At 69.6% G+C, this 17,043-nt stretch carries 17 protein-coding genes; 6 read left to right on the top strand and 11 right to left on the bottom strand.

The annotated features are described in order from the left end of the window. Positions 1 to 6 precede the first annotated feature (6 nt). The 3 genes from J2Z79_RS10695 (at position 7) to J2Z79_RS10705 (ending at position 3,509) form a co-directional block, all read left to right on the top strand. Positions 7 to 1,359: an ABC transporter substrate-binding protein gene (locus J2Z79_RS10695; RefSeq protein WP_209466876.1), complete on the top strand. Its 1,353-nt coding sequence runs from the start codon at positions 7 to 9 to the stop codon at positions 1,357 to 1,359. 105 nt (positions 1,360 to 1,464) lie between these two features. Continuing rightward, positions 1,465 to 2,589, top strand: coding sequence for a carbohydrate ABC transporter permease (locus J2Z79_RS10700; protein WP_209466877.1), 1,125 nt, complete (start codon positions 1,465 to 1,467; stop codon positions 2,587 to 2,589). Next, a complete protein-coding gene (locus tag J2Z79_RS10705; protein WP_209466878.1) occupies positions 2,589 to 3,509 on the top strand; it encodes a carbohydrate ABC transporter permease in 921 nt (306 codons plus the stop codon). The genes J2Z79_RS10700 and J2Z79_RS10705 overlap by 1 nt, the downstream gene beginning before the upstream one ends. Before the next feature lie 56 nt (positions 3,510 to 3,565). Here the strand turns inward: J2Z79_RS10705 and J2Z79_RS10710 are convergent, their stop codons facing one another. The 5 genes from J2Z79_RS10710 to J2Z79_RS10725 all read right to left on the bottom strand — a co-directional run bounded on the left by J2Z79_RS10710 (position 3,566) and on the right by J2Z79_RS10725 (position 7,857). Then, entirely contained in the window at positions 3,566 to 4,411 is an 846-nt protein-coding gene (locus J2Z79_RS10710; RefSeq protein ID WP_209466879.1) for a transglutaminase-like domain-containing protein, read from the bottom strand. 6 nt (positions 4,412 to 4,417) lie between these two features. Then, on the bottom strand, positions 4,418 to 5,305 hold the full coding sequence (locus J2Z79_RS10715) for a 4-hydroxy-3-methylbut-2-enyl diphosphate reductase (protein ID WP_209466880.1): 888 nt from the start codon (positions 5,303 to 5,305) through the stop codon (positions 4,418 to 4,420). Between the two features lie 81 nt (positions 5,306 to 5,386). After that, positions 5,387 to 5,521 (bottom strand): hypothetical protein, encoded by a 135-nt coding sequence (locus J2Z79_RS18915; protein WP_280953683.1) that lies wholly within the window; start codon positions 5,519 to 5,521, stop codon positions 5,387 to 5,389. Between the two features lie 165 nt (positions 5,522 to 5,686). Beyond that, positions 5,687 to 7,150 carry a hypothetical protein gene (locus J2Z79_RS10720; protein WP_209466881.1) on the bottom strand — a complete coding sequence of 488 codons (1,464 nt, stop codon included), beginning with the start codon at positions 7,148 to 7,150 and terminating at the stop codon, positions 5,687 to 5,689. Then, complete coding sequence (locus tag J2Z79_RS10725) at positions 7,147 to 7,857, bottom strand: sigma-70 family RNA polymerase sigma factor (RefSeq protein WP_209466882.1); 711 nt, start codon at positions 7,855 to 7,857, stop codon at positions 7,147 to 7,149. Before J2Z79_RS10725 ends, J2Z79_RS10720 begins: the two co-directional genes overlap by 4 nt. A gap of 108 nt (positions 7,858 to 7,965) precedes the next feature. Here J2Z79_RS10725 and J2Z79_RS10730 point away from each other — a divergent pair, with 108 nt between their 5' ends. The 3 genes from J2Z79_RS10730 to J2Z79_RS10740 all read left to right on the top strand — a co-directional run bounded on the left by J2Z79_RS10730 (position 7,966) and on the right by J2Z79_RS10740 (position 12,270). Continuing rightward, positions 7,966 to 8,778, top strand: a complete 813-nt coding sequence (locus tag J2Z79_RS10730; RefSeq protein WP_342589466.1) for a carbohydrate deacetylase — start codon at positions 7,966 to 7,968, stop codon at positions 8,776 to 8,778. After that, positions 8,778 to 10,085, top strand: coding sequence for an MFS transporter (locus J2Z79_RS10735; protein ID WP_209466883.1), 1,308 nt, complete (start codon positions 8,778 to 8,780; stop codon positions 10,083 to 10,085). Before J2Z79_RS10730 ends, J2Z79_RS10735 begins: the two co-directional genes overlap by 1 nt. A 118-nt stretch (positions 10,086 to 10,203) precedes the next feature. Beyond that, on the top strand, positions 10,204 to 12,270 hold the full coding sequence (locus J2Z79_RS10740; RefSeq protein ID WP_209466884.1) for a S9 family peptidase: 2,067 nt from the start codon (positions 10,204 to 10,206) through the stop codon (positions 12,268 to 12,270). A gap of 54 nt (positions 12,271 to 12,324) precedes the next feature. On the opposite strand, the gene J2Z79_RS10745 is transcribed toward J2Z79_RS10740, so the two are convergent. The 6 genes from J2Z79_RS10745 to rsxE form a co-directional block, all read right to left on the bottom strand. Next, the gene (locus J2Z79_RS10745; protein WP_209466885.1) at positions 12,325 to 12,765 is read right to left on the bottom strand and encodes a PaaI family thioesterase; all 441 of its coding nucleotides are present in this window, start codon (positions 12,763 to 12,765) and stop codon (positions 12,325 to 12,327) included. A 160-nt stretch (positions 12,766 to 12,925) separates the two neighbouring features. Next, positions 12,926 to 13,873 (bottom strand): Gx transporter family protein, encoded by a 948-nt coding sequence (locus tag J2Z79_RS10750; protein ID WP_209466886.1) that lies wholly within the window; start codon positions 13,871 to 13,873, stop codon positions 12,926 to 12,928. 30 nt (positions 13,874 to 13,903) lie between these two features. Beyond that, positions 13,904 to 14,920, bottom strand: coding sequence for an FAD:protein FMN transferase (locus J2Z79_RS10755; protein ID WP_209466887.1), 1,017 nt, complete (start codon positions 14,918 to 14,920; stop codon positions 13,904 to 13,906). A 25-nt stretch (positions 14,921 to 14,945) separates the two neighbouring features. Beyond that, positions 14,946 to 15,761 carry an RnfABCDGE type electron transport complex subunit B gene (locus J2Z79_RS10760; protein ID WP_209466888.1) on the bottom strand — a complete coding sequence of 272 codons (816 nt, stop codon included), beginning with the start codon at positions 15,759 to 15,761 and terminating at the stop codon, positions 14,946 to 14,948. A 16-nt stretch (positions 15,762 to 15,777) separates the two neighbouring features. Then, a complete protein-coding gene (gene rsxA, locus J2Z79_RS10765; protein WP_209466889.1) occupies positions 15,778 to 16,365 on the bottom strand; it encodes an electron transport complex subunit RsxA in 588 nt (195 codons plus the stop codon). Beyond that, positions 16,365 to 17,042 carry an electron transport complex subunit RsxE gene (gene rsxE, locus J2Z79_RS10770; RefSeq protein WP_209466890.1) on the bottom strand — a complete coding sequence of 226 codons (678 nt, stop codon included), beginning with the start codon at positions 17,040 to 17,042 and terminating at the stop codon, positions 16,365 to 16,367. The genes rsxA and rsxE overlap by 1 nt, the downstream gene beginning before the upstream one ends. Position 17,043 lies beyond the last annotated feature (1 nt).

A 17,043-nucleotide genomic window follows, 5' to 3' on the forward strand; every position in this document is an offset into this window, starting at 1 on the left:
GATTTGATGCGACGCAAGCACTGGCTCGTCTCGGTCCTGCTGATCGCTTCCATGCTCCTCGCCGCTTGCGGCAGCAAGGGCGGATCCCAGACCCAGACCCCCGATGCCGGAACCGGCTCCCAGACCCAGACGCCTTCGACCTCGCAGCCCCAGCAGACGGGTTCGGAGAAGAAGACGGTCACCATCCTGGGCGCCGTCGTCGGCACTGAGGAGACCATGTTCAACGAGGTCATCGCCGACTTCGAGGCCGCCAACCCCGACATCGACGTGGTCTACACCGGCGCCAACGACTTCGCCACGCTGATCGAGGTCAAGGCGCAGGGCGGCGACCCCCCCGACATCGCCATGTTCCCGCAGCCGGGCGGCGCCCAGCGCATGGCCGAGCTGGGCTACCTGGTCCCCCTGTGGCCTGAGATCCTCGCCAACGTCGACCAGAACTACGAGCCGATGTGGAAGGAGCTCGGCACCTTTGGCGGCACCCCGTACGGCATCTTCCACCGCGTGAACGCCAAGGGCTGGATCTGGTACAACAAGCCCGCGTTCGAGGCGGCCGGCTACGAGGTTCCCAAGACCTGGGACGAGCTGATGGCCCTGGTGGAGAAGATGCGGGGCACCGGCATCGCCCCGTTCTGCGACGGCATCGCGGCGGGCGACGCCACGGGCTGGAAGGGCACCGACTGGATCGAGTCCATCATGCTGCGCACCACCTCCACCGAGAACTACGACCGCTGGGTGGCCGGCGAGCTGAAGTTCAACTCGCCCGAGGTCAAGCGGGCCTTCGAGCTCCTGGGCGACATCTGGATGACCCCGGGCAACGTTTACGGCGGCCAGGATTCCATCGCCCTGACCGACGTGGCCGAGGCGGCCAAGGGCCTGTTCACCAACCCGGCGCAGTGCTGGCTGCACTTCCAGGGCAGCTTCGTGACGAGCTTCTTCCAGGAGGACGTCCAGGCGAACCTCGATGAGAACGTCGGCGTGTTCATCATGCCGCCCATCGACCCCGCCGTTGAGCCCGGCCTCGCCGTCGGCGGCGACATCTTCGTCGTCTTCAAGGGCCACGACCGGCCGGAGGTCAAGAAGTTCATGGAGTGGCTGACCACCGTCGACGCCACCAAGAAGTGGGCCGCGATGGGCAGCTCCCTGTTCCCGCACAAGGGCCAGGATCTGAACGTCTACAAGACCGAGCTCGAGCGCACCATGGCCGAGACCATCATCAACGCCAAGGCCGGCCGCTTCGACGGCTCCGACGCCATGCCGGCCGAGCTCAACCGGGCGTTCTGGGTCGGCATCACCAACTGGGTGAGCGGCGCCTCCGATCTGGATACCGCTCTCCAGGAGATCGACGCCGCGCTTCAGTAACCAGCGGGATGCATGCGGAGATCGGGCGGGTGCACGCCGTGTACCCGCCCGACCCGCCCCGGGCCGTGCGATGCCACGCCTGCCCGCGCGTGGAGGAGGAGCATGATGCGACGCGCACCTGAGCCCCATTCCCGGTCCAGCCTGCTGGCGCGGCTGGACACCCCGCTCTGGCGGGGCGTTCTCATCGCCGCTGCCCTCGCGGTGTCGGGCGCCTTCCTGCTGGAGACCTTCTACTTCCTGCGTGACGCCACCCTGCCCCAGTGGCTGCTGGCGCTCCTGGCCATCGCATGGGGCGTCGGCGGCGTGATGCTGCTGTTCACCCTGGCGTCCTACCTGGTGGAGCAGTTTCCGGCCACGTGGAAGCGGCGCCTCATCCCGATCCTGTTCGTGGGCCCCGCGGTCGCGGTCGTCGTGGGGTATCTCGCCCTGCCGACCCTCCGCACGCTCATTGCCAGCTTCTACGACGCCAACGGCCAGCAGTTCGTCGGGCTGGCCAACTACGTGTACGCGTTCTCCAGCCGTGAGATGCTGATCTCGTTCCGCAACAACTTCTTCTTCTGGCTCACCTTCGGCACCAGCTTCAGCCTGATCCTCGGCCTGATCGTCGCCGTGATGGCCGACCGCACGCATCCGGTCTTCGAGAAGATCGTCAAGGCGATCATCTTCATGCCCATGGCGATCTCGATGGTCGGCGCCTCGGTGATCTGGAAGTTCGTCTACGAGTTCCGCCCGGCCGGCGCACCGCAGATCGGCCTGCTCAACGCGCTGGTGACGGCAATGGGGGGCGACCCGACGCCCTGGCTGCTCAGGCAGCCCTGGAACAACCTGTTCCTGGTGTTCATCTTCGTGTGGCTGCAGACCGGCTTCGCCATGGTGGTCTTCTCGGCGGCGATCAAGAACGTTCCGGCCGACATCCTGGAGGCCGGGCGCATCGACGGGGCCAACGAGGTGCAGGTCTTCTTCCACATCACCCTGCCGACCATCAAGGGCACGGTGCTCACCGTCGGCACCACCATCGTCCTCGGCACGCTGAAGATCTTCGACGTGGTCCAGTCCATGACCGGCGGTAACTACGGCACGCAGGTCATCGCCAACGTGCAGTACACCCAGATGTTCCGGCAGTTCAACTTCGGCCGCGCGTCGGCTGTGGCCATCGTACTGCTCCTGGTGGTCCTGCCGATCATGCTCTACAACCTGCGCGACTTCAGCAAACGGACGGAGGCGTTCTGATGAGCAGCGCTGCGCCGACGAGGTCCCTCAGCCGAACGGGACAGAAAAGCCATGTGAAGCCGGGCGTCATCGTGGTCTACGCCATCCTGATCTTCCTGACGTTCATCTGGATCACGCCGACCATCGGCCTGCTCATCAGCTCGGTCCGGCCGGCCGACGCGGTGAGCACGTCGGGCTGGTGGACGGTCCTCACCAACCCCGGCGAGGCGGAGTTCACGCTGGACAACTACCGCATTGCGCTCGGCATCGAGACCGGCGGCCGGAAGTACGCGAACGTCAACCTGCTCTCCGCCCTGGTGAACACCATCGCCGTCGCGGTTCCCTCGACGATCATCCCGATCCTGATCGCGGCGGCCGCCGCCTACGGCTTCGCCTGGATCCGCTTCCCCGGCCGGAGGTGGCTGTTCATCCTGATCGTCGGGCTGATGAGCGTACCGCTTCAGGTCTCGCTGATCCCGGTCCTGCGCGACTACATCAAGGTGGGCCTCAACGGCACCTACCTGGGCGTCTGGCTCGCCCACACCGGGTTCGGACTGCCGCTGGCGGTCTACCTGCTGTACAACTACGTCAGCACGATCCCCCGCGACATCTTCGAATCCGCCTTCATCGACGGGGCGACCCACTTCACCATCTTCACGCGGCTCATCCTGCCGCTCTCGACGCCTGCGCTGGCCTCCTTCGCCGTCTTCCAGTTCCTCTGGACGTGGAACGACCTGCTGGTGGCCCTGGTCTTCCTCAGCGCCGATGCCGGCACGCAGGTGTTGACCCAGCGGCTGCTGGGCCTGATGGGCTCCTTCGGACAGGACTGGCACCTGCTCACGGCCGGAGCATTCATCTCGATGATTCTCCCGCTTACGGTCTTCTTCTTGCTGCAGCGCTACTTCGTACGCGGCCTGACGGCGGGTTCTGTGAAACAGTGACGCGAAACGGGGAGGGGTTCGGACCCCTCCCCGAGTTGCGTTATCCGGGCCCTTTCTCACCCCCGGGGGGCACCGTCGCCCCTGACGACCAGGAGCTCCCGCCAGCGCCGCACCCGCTCGGCCAGCCGCTCCTGGCCGACCTTGGTGTACACCCGCTCGAGGTTGTTGAGCATGCGGTAGAGCATCAGCCGGGTGCTGCACGGGGCCAGCGCCTGGTTGACGGTGAACATCCCCCGCCGGTGCAGCAGTTGTTTCAGGGTCTCGTGCCGGTAGATCCGGCCCCGGTTGTAGCAGTCGATGTACGCGGGCTGGTCCGCCTGCTCGTAGAGCGCCAGGAAGTGATCGGGCATGGCGACGCCGTACACCGGCAGGCCCGCCCGCCGGCCGACGAGGATGTAGACGGCAGCCAGGGCGATGGGAATGCCCCGCCGCCGCTCCAGCACGCTGGGCAGGAGGTGGTGCTCCAGGGTCCAGGGGTCGCCGCCCCGGAAGCGCAGGTTCTCGAACAGCACGTCGCCCATCGCCTGGAGCCCGCCCACGAGCGGCACCTGCGCCCGCACGCTGGCGGCGACGGCGTCCAGGAACGAGGCCACCTTCCGCTCCCGCCCCTCGCTGCCACCCAGGGCGGCCAGCAGCAGGCAGCCCTGCTCCAGGTCCAGCGAATCGTCCTCCTGGCTGACGAAGCGCACCCAGCGCTCCTCGACGGCCGCGATGCGCAGCTCCTCCAGCAGGGAGCGCACCCGCCCACGCAGGCGGTGTTCCGGGGCGTCGAAGGCGGCCTCCAGGAAGGGCACGGCGGCTGGGCCCGCCGTGAGCAGCGCATCCCAGGCCGCGCGGGCGACGCCTTCGTGTTCGTCCCCAAGCAGGCTGACGAGTGCGCGGAGCTCAGCTTCGCTGCGCATGCGGCCTCAGCGCTCCTCCACCTCGAGGTTGTACTGCTCCAGAAACTGAATCACGGCACGCGTGACCTGCGTCGGGGTGGAGGCGCCCGAGGTGACGGCGACCTTCCGCTTCCCCTTCAGCCACGCCGGGTCGATCTCGTCCACGCTGTCCACCAGGTGAGCCTCCCGGGCGGCCAGCTCCCGGGCCACCTGAACCAGGCGGTTGGAGTTGTTGGAGCGGCGGTCGCCCACCACCAGCACCAGGTCCGCCTGCGGCGCCATCTGGGCCACGGCCTCCTGGCGCTGCTGGGTGGCCAGGCAGATCTCGTTGTAGACCTCCGTCTGCGGCCAGCGCTCCTTCACCTTTGCCATCAGCGCCTGCGTGTCCCACTGCGAGAGCGTCGTCTGGTTGGTGACGGCCAGCGGCTGGTCCGGGGCAAACGAGAGGGCGTCCAGGTCCTCCTCCCGCTCCACCAGGTGGACGTGATCCGGCGCCACCCCCACCGCCCCCTCCGGCTCAGGATGCCCCTTCTTGCCGATGTAGATGACCTCGTACCCCCGGCGCACCAGTTCAGCGATGAGTTCATGGGTTTTCGTCACGTCGGGGCAGGTGGCGTCCACCACGTGCAGCCCCTTCTCCCGCGCGCGGATCTTCACCGCGGGCGACACGCCGTGGGCGGTGAAGATGACGGTGCCCTCGTTCACCTGCTCCAGCAGGCTGAGCCGGTTCGGCCCGTCCAGGGTGATGACCCCGAGGGACTCCATCTCCTCCACCACGTGGTGGTTGTGCACGATCTGCCCCAACACGTAGATCGGCCGGGGAACGCTGGGGTCCCGGGCCACCCTGCGGACCAGCTGAATGGCGCCCACTACGCCGTGGCAATACCCCCGCGGCGTGATCTTGATCACTTCCATGCACGTATGCCCCCTACATACCTGGTGGGCGGTGCGCAAACCCGCCGTGGCTTGTCCGTCACGGCGGGCTTTCCTGCGCTTCTAGTGGTGTCCGTGGCCGTGCCCGTGGTCGTCGTGGCCGGCGCCGGCCGACTCCGTCTTACCGTTGATCGACAGGGCCAGGTAGACCACCGCCGAGGCGGCTGCCCATCCAATGATCCATACCCAGAAGTTCACCGGAGACCCTCCCATTCACCGGGGAATAGATGATCACACACACCTATTCTCCCCCACACGCACATCCCTTGGCAAGCCCCCGTCCCGTCGGGTGGCCGCACCCGGCCAGGCAGCCCGCCGGGACGCCTGCACGGGCGCCCTCGTCGCTCGGGGGGCCTCACTGGCTCAGGGGTCGCTCTCGTCGCGCAGCGAGCGCACCTCGAGCCCGCCGGTCAACAGGATGTGCAGGTGGTCACCGGTGACCGCCACGTCCACGGGGATCGCATCCAGCGGCTCTGCGTGACGCCAGGTGCCGGCGGCGTCGATCACCCAGACTCCGGCACTGCCGTCGTCGCCGACCACCACCGCTGCCAGGTCGTTGTCCAAAGCGGCCGTGGCCCGCAGAATCGTCCCGCCGGCGGCTTCCGCCAGCCACAGGGTCTCGCCGGTCTCAGCACGGACCAGGGCGGCCGTCTGCGGGTTCCACGCCAGCACGGCGCCGCTGCCTGTGCCCACGATCTCATCCGGGGCGAAGGGGAAGCTCCAGACATGGGCACCCGAACGGTCGTACACCTGCCGCCCGGCCGCCACCCGGCTCCCGCCCGCGAGGAAGGCGAGGGCGGAGCCGTCAGCCTCCACGTCCTGTTCCATCATCAGGGCGAGGCTGGACGAGTAGACCTGCAGTCGGGGTCGCGGCATACCCGTGAGCACCGCCAGGGATCCATCCTCGGCGAGGGCGATGGCCTCAGCCTGCAGCCCGTCGAGCACGTGCACCTGCACATCGCCCGCGTAGACCTTCACCCCGCTGGCGTCCGCCACGGCCACCCGGTCGGCGGCCACGGCCACCCGGGCAGGCGCCTTGTCCAGCTCGAGCGAACCGGCGGGCTGACCGTCCGCCCTGAAGCGGGACACGACGTTGCCGCTCACGACCGCAGGCTCCCCGGCCGGGCCGTCGGCGAGCGCCGTGGGCTCCGGCGCCACCGGCTCCTCGGCCAGGACGTTGCCGGCCTGGTCCACCACCTGCAGGGCCATGGAGTTGAGCACGGCGACCTTCCCGTCCTGCAGCGGGGTGAGGTCGACCATCGTCGGCTGGACGGACATGGTCATGACGGGGGGTGCACCTGCGGTCCCGCCGGTGTCGCCGCGCGCGGGGTCATCCGACCCGGACTTCGTCTTCAGCTCGTCAAGACTGAGAACCAGCTTCACCGGCTCCACCGGGGCCATGGTGGCGGTGAACGCGCCGGGCGCCTCGGGCGGCGCGGTCTCACCCGACTTGCTCTGCGCATCCGCTGTCTGCAGGTTGAGCTCTCCACCCGCCCCGGGCGCCGCCATGATCCGGAGTTCGCTCGATCCCGACCGGTCGGTGATGGCGGTGGAGGCCGCCTCCGGGGCGGACCCGCCGGAGAGGTCGCCCGGGCGGTCGGGGAGCAGGTTCACGGCGAGGATCAGCGCCGCGGCCGCGGCGGTGACCCAGTAGACGGGCCTCAGCGACTGCCGGCGGGGCGGGTCAGGAGTGGCCGCGGGCTCCTTCTCGGCCGCGATGCGCTCCAGCACAGCCTGGCGCATGGCGGGCGTGAAGGTCCAGCCCTCGAGCGACCGGTCCACACCGGCCTTGATCGCCTGGCGCAGTTCCCTGTCGAGGTCGCTCACCGGGCCACACCCCCTTTCTGCAGCATCTGTTTCAGCATGGCCCGTGCACGGAACAGGCGCGTTTTGATGGTGTTCTCGTTCTGCCCCGTCACCTCGGCAATCTCCACCGTGGTGAGATCGTGGTAGTAGTAGAGTATTACCACTTCCCGATACGGCTCGGAAAGCTGCATGACGTACGCCATCAGCCGATCCCGCTCGTCACTGAGAACGGCCGCCTCTTCGGGATCTGTACCCGTCGCGTCCGGCTCGACTTCCGTGCCAGCGGCGCGCGGATCGTCGGTGGGCAACAGCCGCCGCCACCAGGCGCTGCGCGCCTTGTCGCGGCAGAGGTTGACCGTGATGCGATACAGCCAGGTATAGGCCGAGCTCTCGCCACGGAACGAATCCCAGTTGCGGTAGGCCTTGATGAAGACCTCCTGGGCCACGTCCTCGGCGAGGTGCCGGTCTTTCAGGTAATAGTAGGCCAGGTGGAGTACCTTCGTGCCGTACTCCCGCATCAGGCGGTCTATGGCGGCCGACCGGTCCGCTGGCGGGGCTGCCCTATCGGTCTGCGACATTGAGGCGTCTCCCTTCGCGTGGGTCGTATCCCCTGTTTGACGAAGGTTTACGCCGTGCAGTTGCCGGGCACCTGCCGGAACCAGCCTTTCACCGTGACTGACGTGGGCATGGGGATGTCCCGTTTCACGTTCGACAATGGTTTCGATCACCGGCGCCGTTCTCGCACAACTTTCGCCCAGTTTCGGCACGGCGGCAGGCGGTCGCGGGTGGTGTCGAGAACGAAATAGGAAACAACCCTGGAGGAGGCTGGATGACCGGTGAACGAACTGTGGCGATCGTTAGGGCTGGAAGGCAAGCGGGCCATCATCATCCACCACGACGACCTGGGCCTCACCCATGCCCAGGAGCAGGCGTACGAACGGCTCGGCCTGCCCACCGGATCGGTGATGGTGCCGGGGCCGTGGGCGCCGCGCCCCCGGCAGGGCGACCTGGGCGTGCACGTCACCCTGACCAGCGAGTGGCCCGCTCCCCGGCTGCGGCCGCTCACCGGGGGCGCGTCGCTGCGCGACGCGGCGGGGTACCTACCCGCCACGCTGGAGGCCGCCTGGCGGCAGCTGGACCCCGGGGAGGCCGCTGCCGAGATGCGGGCACAACTGGAGGCGGCCCTTGCCCTGGGCATCGACGTGACGCACCTGGACACGCACATGGGCGCCGTCCTGCGCCCCGACCTCGCCGCGGCCTACCACAGCCTGGCCGTCGAGCACCGGCTCCCCGCGCTGCTGCCGGACGAGGCGAGCTACGAAATGCTGCCGGAGCCGTTCCGGCAGGACCTGGTCGCGCTCTGTGAGCGCTCCCCGCTGCCGCGGCTGCGCATCGTGGACGGCTACCACATTCCGCCGGCCGAGCGCAAGGCGTGGTACTGCGACACGCTGAGCCGCCTGGGCCCGGGCGTCTATCACCTCATCCACCACGCCGCCGTGCCCACCGACGAGGGGCGCGCCCTGGCCGACTGGGAGGGGCGCCAGGCCGACCTGGAGGCCCTGCAGGATCCCGACGTGCGGCGGGTGCTGGCTGAGTTTGTCCTGATCACCTACCGCGACGTGCGGGACGCCCTGAGGAGGGTCATGTGATGCCGGGCGAGGGCGGGCCGCTGTCCCCGGGGCCTTCCCGATCCGGCAGAACCGCGTGGCTGTACGGGCTGGGGATGCTCGGCATCTCGATTCCCGTGATGGCGTTCGAGAACCACATCGTCTTCCACTACGTGGACGGGCTCGGTCTGGCACTGGGGATGGCCGGGCTGGCCCGCACGATCAACTCCGTGTGGAACGCCCTGAACGATCCTCTCTTCGGCTACCTCTCGGATCGCACCAGAACCCGTTGGGGCCGCCGCCGTCCCTGGCTGATGGCCGGCCTGCCGCTGTTCCTGCTCACCTTCATCATGGGCTTCTGGGTTCCCGCCGCCTTCCAGGCCGGCGCCCGGCTCTTCGCCTGGTTCCTGGCGGCGCTGGTGCTGCAGGAGACCTTCGCCACCGTGATGTGGACCAACTTCTCCTCCCTGTATCCCGAGCTGTTCCGGGAGCACCGGGAGCGGTCCCGCGCCGCCGCCGTCAAGCACGGCTTCCAGCTGCTGGCCATGATCGTGGGGATCGCCCTCACGCCGATGGTCATGGGGCTCCTGGGACCGGCAGGGATGGCCCTCCTGTTTGCGGCGCTGGCCGCCGTCCTGGTGCCGGCGTCGGTGACCGGCTGCCCCGAGGACCCCGCGGCCAGCGAGGCGGAACCGCTGGGCCTGACCGAGGCCTTCCGGCAGACCCTCACCGACCGGGCATTCTGGATCTACGCCCTCTCGGCGACGATGACCCAGTTCACCTTCGGCCTCCTGGGCGCCGGCATGACCTTCTACGCCAAGTACACGCTCGGTCTCGACGCCGCCATGACCACCGTGCTCTTTGGGATGGTCTTCCTGACGGCCATCCCCACCGTCGCCCTCTGGTCCTGGTTCTGCCGAACCCGGGGCGGCAAGCGGGCGTGGGTGACCGCCCTGGCCACGCTGGTGGTCGCCTCGGCCCTGCTGGCGCTCGGGCGGGACCTGTGGACGGGACTGGCGGCCGGCGCCGTCTTCGGGGCGGGAATGAGCGGCGTGCTGGTGACGACCGAGGTGATCCTGGCCTGGGTGATCGACCAGGACGCCGAGCGCACCGGCAGGCGGCGGGAAGGCGTCTACTACGCGGTCAACGGCTTCGTCACCCGCATCTCCGGGGCGCTGCAGGGGCTGGCCTGGGGGCTCCTCCCCCTCCTGTTCGGCTACGTGAGCGGCGACCAGCCCGGGCCCATGCCGCACCACGCCTTCCGGTTCTTCATGAGCGCCTACCCGCTGGTCGCCTGCACTATCGCGCTGTTGATGGCCCGGCGCTTCCCCTCGCCGGTGCGAGGGTAGGCGGCGCTCCCGCCACCGCGTCGGCGGAGGGCCCTCATGGCGCACCCGCCGCCCGGCAGGAAGGCGACTGCCGGGCGGCCAATTGTTAGTGGAACGAACTATTGGAGGGGGAGATCGCTTGTCCACCCGCCGGAGACTCTCCGTTGAGGACCTGCTCGCCATCAAGCTGGCCGGAGACTGCCAGATTGCCCCTGACGGGAACCGCGTGGCGTACGTGCTCCAGGAGATCGACAAGGAGAAAAATGAGTACACCTCCGCGATCTGGCTGGCCCGGGAGGGCGCCGAGCCGGTGCGCTTCACGGGCGGCCGGAAGGACACGCAGCCCCGCTGGTCCCCCGACGGCCGTCACCTGGTCTTCGTCTCCAACCGCAGCGGGTCCAACCAGCTGTGGCTCCTGTCGCTGGACGGTGGCGAGGCCCGGCAGCTGACCCGCGTCAAGGGCGGCGTCTCCAACCCCGTCTGGAGCCCAGACGGGCGCACCATCGCCTTCACGGCTAACCTGACCTCAGCCGGCCTGCAGCCCGAAGGGAAGGATGAGGACGAGAAGGACCTCTACAAGAAGTTCACCAAGGACGTCAAGGTGATCACCCGCCTGCAGTACAAGATGGACGGCGTGGGCTTCTACACCGAGGAGCGCAAGCACATCTGCACCATCGGCGTGGACGGCGGCGAGCCGAAGCAGCTGACCTTCGGCGACTTCGACCACCTGGACGTCAGCTGGACCCCCGACGGCGCCGGGCTGCTCTTCGCCGCCAACCGGCGTGAGGACCGGGACTGGTACCCCGGCCACGTCGACATCTGGTACCTGCCGGTATCCGGCGGCGAGCCCGAGCGGCTCACTCCGGGCGACGGGACGCTGACCTGCTCCGGTCCGGTCGCCTCCCCGGACGGGCGGCTGATCGCGTTCCTGGCCCGCGACCCCGCCGAGTCCGGCTACTGCCCCACCGGCCTCTACGTGCTGGAGCGGGCCACGGGCGCCATCCGCCAGCTGGCAGGCGACCTCGACCGCCCCTTCGTCAACGAGGCCTCCTCCGACCTGGTCGCCCCCGCCGGGGGCCGGCTCACCTGGTCGCCGGATTCCCGCTGGATATACGGCATCGTGTCGGACGGCGGGCAGGTGCACCTGGTGCGGGTCGGGGCCGCCACGGGCGCGGTCGTGCCCGTGACCGGCGGCGACCGCGTGATCCAGGCCTTCTCCCTCACGCCGGACTGCCGCCGGGCGGCCCTGGCCTTCGCCACGCCGCAGTCGCCGGGGGACATCTACCTGGCCCGGCTGGACGAGCCGCATCCCGCACCGGTCGTGCCCAACGCCGGCACGGTGCTGCGCGGGGGCGGCGTCAGCGAGGTGCGGCTGACCGCGCACAACGATGCGCTGCTCCACCAGCTGGAGCTGACCGTGCCCGAGCGCTTCCAGGTGACGGCCGGCGAGGGCGAGCCCGCGGTGGACGCCTGGATTCTCCCGCCTGTGGGGATGGAGCCGGGAAAGAGGTATCCAACCGTGCTGGAGATCCACGGCGGGCCGATGGCGATGTACGGCGCCAACTTCTTCTTCGAGTTCCACTGGCTCGCGGCGCAGGGGTACGCCGTGGTCTACTCGAACCCCCGGGGCTCCCAGGGTTACGGCCACGACTTCTGCCGGGCGATCCGGGCTGACTGGGGGAACAAGGATTACGCTGACGTCATGGCCGCCATCGAGGGTGCCGTGGCGCGCTTCCCCTTCGTGGACGGCGACCGGCTCGGCGTGGCCGGGGGCTCCTACGGGGGTTTCATGGTCAACTGGATCGTCAGCCACACCGACCGCTTCAAGGCGGCGGTCACGATGCGCTCGGTGGTCAACCGCTGGTCTGCGATGGGCACGTCGGATGTGGGCTACGACCGCCTGCGCCAGTTCGGCACCGAGAACTGGTGGGAAGTCGAGAACCTGGGCCCCTACCTGAAGCAGTCGCCGCTCGTGCACGCCTCGCGCGTCAACACCCCGCTGCTCATCGAGCACCAGGAGAACGACATGCGCTGCCCCATCGACCAGGGCGAGCAGCTGTACGCGGCGCTGAAGTACCAGAGGAAGCCTGTGAAGTTCGTCCGGTACCCGGGCGAGTTCCACGGGATGAGCCGCACGGGCAAGCCCTGGCACCGGGTGCACCGGCTGCGGATGATCGCCGAGTGGTTTGAGGAGTACTTGAAGTAGGCGCAGTAACCCCCGACCGGACGGGCCGGCCGGGGGTTCCGCGTCATGCCGTGCTCAGTCCCGCGGCTCCGGTCCGTCCACGTCTGGATCCATCGCCGTCCGGGCCCCGGGCCGCGGCTCGACCGCGCCGTGCTTGACGAAGAACGTGGCCAGCGCCTTGGCCACCAGCGTGCCCCGCACGTCCTCGATCTCCGCCTCCGCGACCGCCGTGGTGCCCCCGAGGTGGAGCGTCCGGGCGCGGGCCAGCAAGTCGCCCCGGCCGGGGGCGATGAAGTTGACCTTCATCTCAATCGTGGCGACGGCATCGCCCGGCTTGAGCGCGCTGCGCAGGGCTGTGCCGATGGCCGCGTCGGCCAGGGTGCACAGCGCACCCCCGTGCACGATGCCCAGGTTGTTCAGCGTGTGCTCGCTGGCCGGCATGCGCACGACACTCCGGCCGTGGCCCGCCTCCACCACCTCTGCGCCGATGACCTCACGAAACGGAATGCGCCCCATGGCGGCGCCTCCCTTCTTCGATACATCGAATGTTTAGATCATGATACTTAACGGAGTGTCCGTGGGCAACCGTGGGCGCAAGCAGGCGTTGCCAACCCCGTCTCGAAGATGCCATGCACACTGAAGCCAGGGCACCCCTGCCCTGGCCCCTTAGCACTGCCTATCGGAGAATGGCATCCGGGCCGCCGCCCCCGCTTCCGACTACCTGGATCACGACCCGGTACGGCACGCACACCAGCATGTCGCCGGGGGCCGAGATCCACCCGGTGAGCACGCAGACCTGATCGGGGCAGTCGGACTCCCTCACCCGCACCGCGCCTCCGGACACTTCCACGACCAGGTGACCGCCGGCCGCATCGAGGGGATAGACAGCATCCTGACTCAGATCGATCGTGCGCCAGGTGCTGCCCGCCACCATCACCACCGCATGTGTGGGCTGGCCCGCGGCGGAGGTCGACCACGTGCGTCCGAAGGTCAGGAGCAGGGCCAGTGCCACGGCACCGGCCGCCGGCAGTAGATCGGCTGGGCGCAGGATCCGGGGGTCGCCGGTGGCCGCGCCGCCGAGTACCGCTCCACCGTCCGCGGGCGCGCCGGCGGCCCGGAGGCGGCGGAGGAGCACCGCCACCAGGACGCCGGTGAGGAGGCCCACCGGCGGGCCCAGGAGCAGGAGCGGCGGCAGCAGGAACATGACGCCGGGAGTCGCCGTGACGAGCGCCGCGGCCGCAATCTGCCCCACGTGGTGGGCAACGGCGCCGGCGGCACTGACGCCTGCGACGCCGAGCGGACGCACCCGGGAGAGCGCAGCCATCACGGCCCAGGCCATCAGCCCGCCGGCGCCGCCGACGAGGAATGCGGGACCAAAGAGGCCCCCGCTGAACGCCTGGACCAGGAAGAACCGCGCGGCCCAGACCGCGAAGCCCGCCCCCGGTCCCCCCAGGGCGAGGGCGGCGAGCGTGGCGGCGTTGGCCAGCCCCCAGCGGACACCCGGCAGGGGCGCCGGGGGCGGCAGCTGCCGCTCAAGAAGGGCAAGGGCCAGCCCCACGGCGGTCAGCAGGCCAAGCCGGGCCAGTTGACGGGTACTGTGCGAGTTCCGGGTACCTCGTGCCACAGGGTCACCCCCCCTCGCCCCTCTCCGGAATCACCCCGGCCAGTCGCCGGCCCTCACCTCGGCCAGATGGGCCATGCCCGGCGTCAGCCGCACCTCGCCCGTCTCGCTGACCAGTATTCCCTCCACCCCGTGTTCGACGAGAAAGCGGTACCCCTCCTCCATCCCGAGCACGAAGGCGGCGGTGGCGAAGGCGTCGGCCCACTCGCCGCGGGGAGCGATCACGGTCACGCTGGCCATCCCGGCGGCCGGGAATCCCGTGGCCGGGTCGAGGATGTGGTGGTAGCGCACGCCGTCCTCCTCGAAGAAGCGCTGGTAGTCGCCGGCCGTGTCGGCGAATCCGCCCGTGAGGGCCAGCGTGGCCAGGTACCCCCGGGGATCGCGGGGGTGCTGGACGGCGATCTGCCACGGACCGCCCTCGGGCCGCTCGCCGAGCAGGGCGATGCTCCCGCCCAGCTGGACCAGTGCGGCCCGGACGCCGGCTTCCGCCAGCTGCTCCCGCACGAGGCGGGCGGCGTAGCCCTTGGCCACCGCCCCGAAGTCCACCGTCATCCCCGGGCGGGCGAGGTAGAGCGTTCCGGCCGCCTCGTCCACCTGCAGATCCCGCCAGTTGACCAGCGCCTGGGCGGCGGCCCGCTCGGCATCGCTGGGGACGCGCCCGCCCTCGCCGAAGCCCCAGGCCGCCGACAGCGGCCCGACGGTGGGGTCGAAGGCGCCGCCGCTCTCCTCCGCCACCTGCAGGGCCAACTGCGCCAGGTGAATCGTCTCCGGTGCGACGTGTACCGGCGCCACGCCGGCAGCGGCGTTCACCCGGGCGACGTCGCTCTCCGCCCGGCCCGGGTGCCAGAGCGACTCCAGGCGTGCGACCAGATCCAGAGCCGCATCAGCCGCGGCGCCCGCCTCCCTCCGGGGGGCGTACACCACCACCCGGACGGGCGTGTCCATGAGCAGGGCCGTGCGCTCGACGCGCTGCGGGCGGGTCGACCACAGGGCAAGGAGAAGCGCCGTGGCCGCAAGCAGGGCCACCAGCGCCCAGGACCTGCGTTTCACGGCGCATCCCTCCGTTTTCCCGGCACTACACCGCCTGGACAACCGGCACGTTGTGCGTGAAGACGATGCACTTCGTCGGGCACTTCTCCACGCACGTCCCGCAGCCGTCGCAGCCGGCGGGGTCGATGCAGGCCACGTTGTTCACCAGCGAGATCGTCTTCTGCGGGCAGCTGCGCACGCAGAGGCCGCAGGCGATGCAGCCGGCGGAGCAGGCCTTGCGCACCTGCGGACCCTTGTCCAGGTTCCGGCAGGAGACCAGGGTGGGCTGCGAGGCAGGCACCAGGGCCATGATGTTCTTCGGGCACTCCTGCGTGCAGATGCCGCAGCTGGTGCACTTCTCCCGGTCCACGACGGGCAGGCCGGCCTCGTCGTCCATCGCCAGGGCGTCGAACGGGCAGGCCCGCACGCAGGTGCCCAGGCCGACGCAGCCGTAGGAGCAGGCCCTCGGACCCCCGCCGGGCATGATCGCCGCCGCCCGGCAGTCCGCAATGCCCAGGTACTCATAGGATCGCCGGGCCGCCTGATTCGTACCCACGCAGTGGACGGCGACCACCATCCGCTCGCCGGCCACCGCCTCGAGGCCCAGCACCTCGGCCACCGCTGCCGCCGTGGCGGGCCCGCCGGCCGTGCAGCTGTCCGGCTTCGCCTCGCCCTTCACCAGGGCGGCGGCAAGCCCGTCGCAGCCAGGGAAGCCGCAGGCGCCGCAGTTGGCGCCGGGGAGCCGCTCGCGCACGGCGGCCACCCGCTCGTCGGGCGGGACCGCGATCTTCACCGCCACGAAGGCCAGGCCGGCGCCCAGCACCAGGCCCGCGCCTCCGAGTACAAGCGCTGCTGTCATCATCGCTCCATCACCTCGCCTAGAAGAGGATCCCGCGGAACAGGCCCTGGAAGCCCATGAAGGCCAGCGCCATGAGGCCGGCGGCCACGAAGGCGATGGGCATTCCCCGCAGGGCCTCGGGGATGTGCGCGCCCTCCACCCGCTCCCGCACGCCGGCGAAGAGCAGGGTGGCCAGGGTCCAGCCGATGCCGGAGGCGAAGCCGTTCATCACGGAGGCCATGAAGCCGTAGCCCGAGGTGATGTTCAGCAGCGCCGCACCCAGCACCGCGCAGTTGGTGGTGAGCAGCGGCAGGTAGATGCCCAGGGCGGCGTAGAGCGGCGGGCTCACCCGCTGGATCACCATCTCGACGGACTGCACCAGCGCGGCGATGACCAGGATGAAGGCCACCGTCTGCAGGTAGCCCAGGCCCAGCGGCTCCAGCAGGAGGCGCTGCAGCGGCCAGGTGATGGCCGAGGCCAGGGTCATGACGAAGACCACCGCGGCGCCCATGCCGTAGACCGTCTCCAGTTTGCTCGACACCCCGAAGAAGGGACAGAGGCCCAGGAAGCGGGAGAAGATGTAGTTGTTGATCAGGATGCCGCCGACCAGGATGGCGAGGAACTCCATTACCCTGCCGCCCCCTCTCCGTCAACCGTGCAGCACTGCACGGGCTGCTGCGCCCGCTTCTTGGCCCGGTTCTGCAGCAGGGCCAGGCCGCCCATCATGAAGCCGATCACGAAGAAGGCGCCGGCGGGCAGCAGCATCACCACGACCTCCAGCGGCAGGCCGCCGCCCAGCAGCGCGATCCCGAACAGCTTCAGGTTGCCGGTGCCCAGCAGCTCACGCACGCCCCCGATGGCCATCAGCGCCACGGTGAAACCGGCGCCCACGCCCACGGCGTCGGCCACGGAGAGCAGCGGGCCGTTCTTGGAGGCGAAGGCCTCCGCCCGGCCGAGGATGACGCAGTTGACGACGATCAGCGGGATGAAGATGCCCAGGATCGCGTGCATGCCCGGCAGGTAGGCATGCATGACCATGTCGACGATGGTCGTGAAGGCGGCCACGATCACGATGTAGACCGGGATGCGCACCCGGTCCGGGATCACCTTGCGCAGCAGGCTGATCATGACCTCGGAGCAGGAGAGGACGAAGATGACGGCCAGGCCCATCCAGAAGCCGTTCTCCATCGCGGTGGTCACCGCCAGCGACGGGCAGAGGCCCAGCAGCAGGCGGAAGGGCGGCGCCTGGCGGACGCCGTCCGTCAGCACCCCCAGAAACGTTGCGTGCGAAGCTGACTCCTTCACG

It is taken from the genome of Symbiobacterium terraclitae (assembly GCF_017874315.1).
GTDB lineage: Bacteria > Bacillota > Sulfobacillia > Symbiobacteriales > Symbiobacteriaceae > Symbiobacterium > Symbiobacterium terraclitae.

Coding starts and splice junctions, on each gene's coding strand:
- J2Z79_RS10715 (WP_209466880.1), bottom strand. CDS start 5,305: ATGGAAGTGATCAAGATCACGCCGCGGGGGTATTGCCACGGCGTAGTG.
- J2Z79_RS10710 (WP_209466879.1), bottom strand. CDS start 4,411: ATGCGCAGCGAAGCTGAGCTCCGCGCACTCGTCAGCCTGCTTGGGGAC.
- J2Z79_RS10735 (WP_209466883.1), top strand. CDS start 8,778: ATGCCGGGCGAGGGCGGGCCGCTGTCCCCGGGGCCTTCCCGATCCGGC.
- J2Z79_RS10745 (WP_209466885.1), bottom strand. CDS start 12,765: ATGGGGCGCATTCCGTTTCGTGAGGTCATCGGCGCAGAGGTGGTGGAG.
- J2Z79_RS10695 (WP_209466876.1), top strand. CDS start 7: ATGCGACGCAAGCACTGGCTCGTCTCGGTCCTGCTGATCGCTTCCATG.
- rsxA (WP_209466889.1), bottom strand. CDS start 16,365: ATGGAGTTCCTCGCCATCCTGGTCGGCGGCATCCTGATCAACAACTAC.
- J2Z79_RS10760 (WP_209466888.1), bottom strand. CDS start 15,761: ATGATGACAGCAGCGCTTGTACTCGGAGGCGCGGGCCTGGTGCTGGGC.
- J2Z79_RS10705 (WP_209466878.1), top strand. CDS start 2,589: ATGAGCAGCGCTGCGCCGACGAGGTCCCTCAGCCGAACGGGACAGAAA.
- J2Z79_RS10700 (WP_209466877.1), top strand. CDS start 1,465: ATGCGACGCGCACCTGAGCCCCATTCCCGGTCCAGCCTGCTGGCGCGG.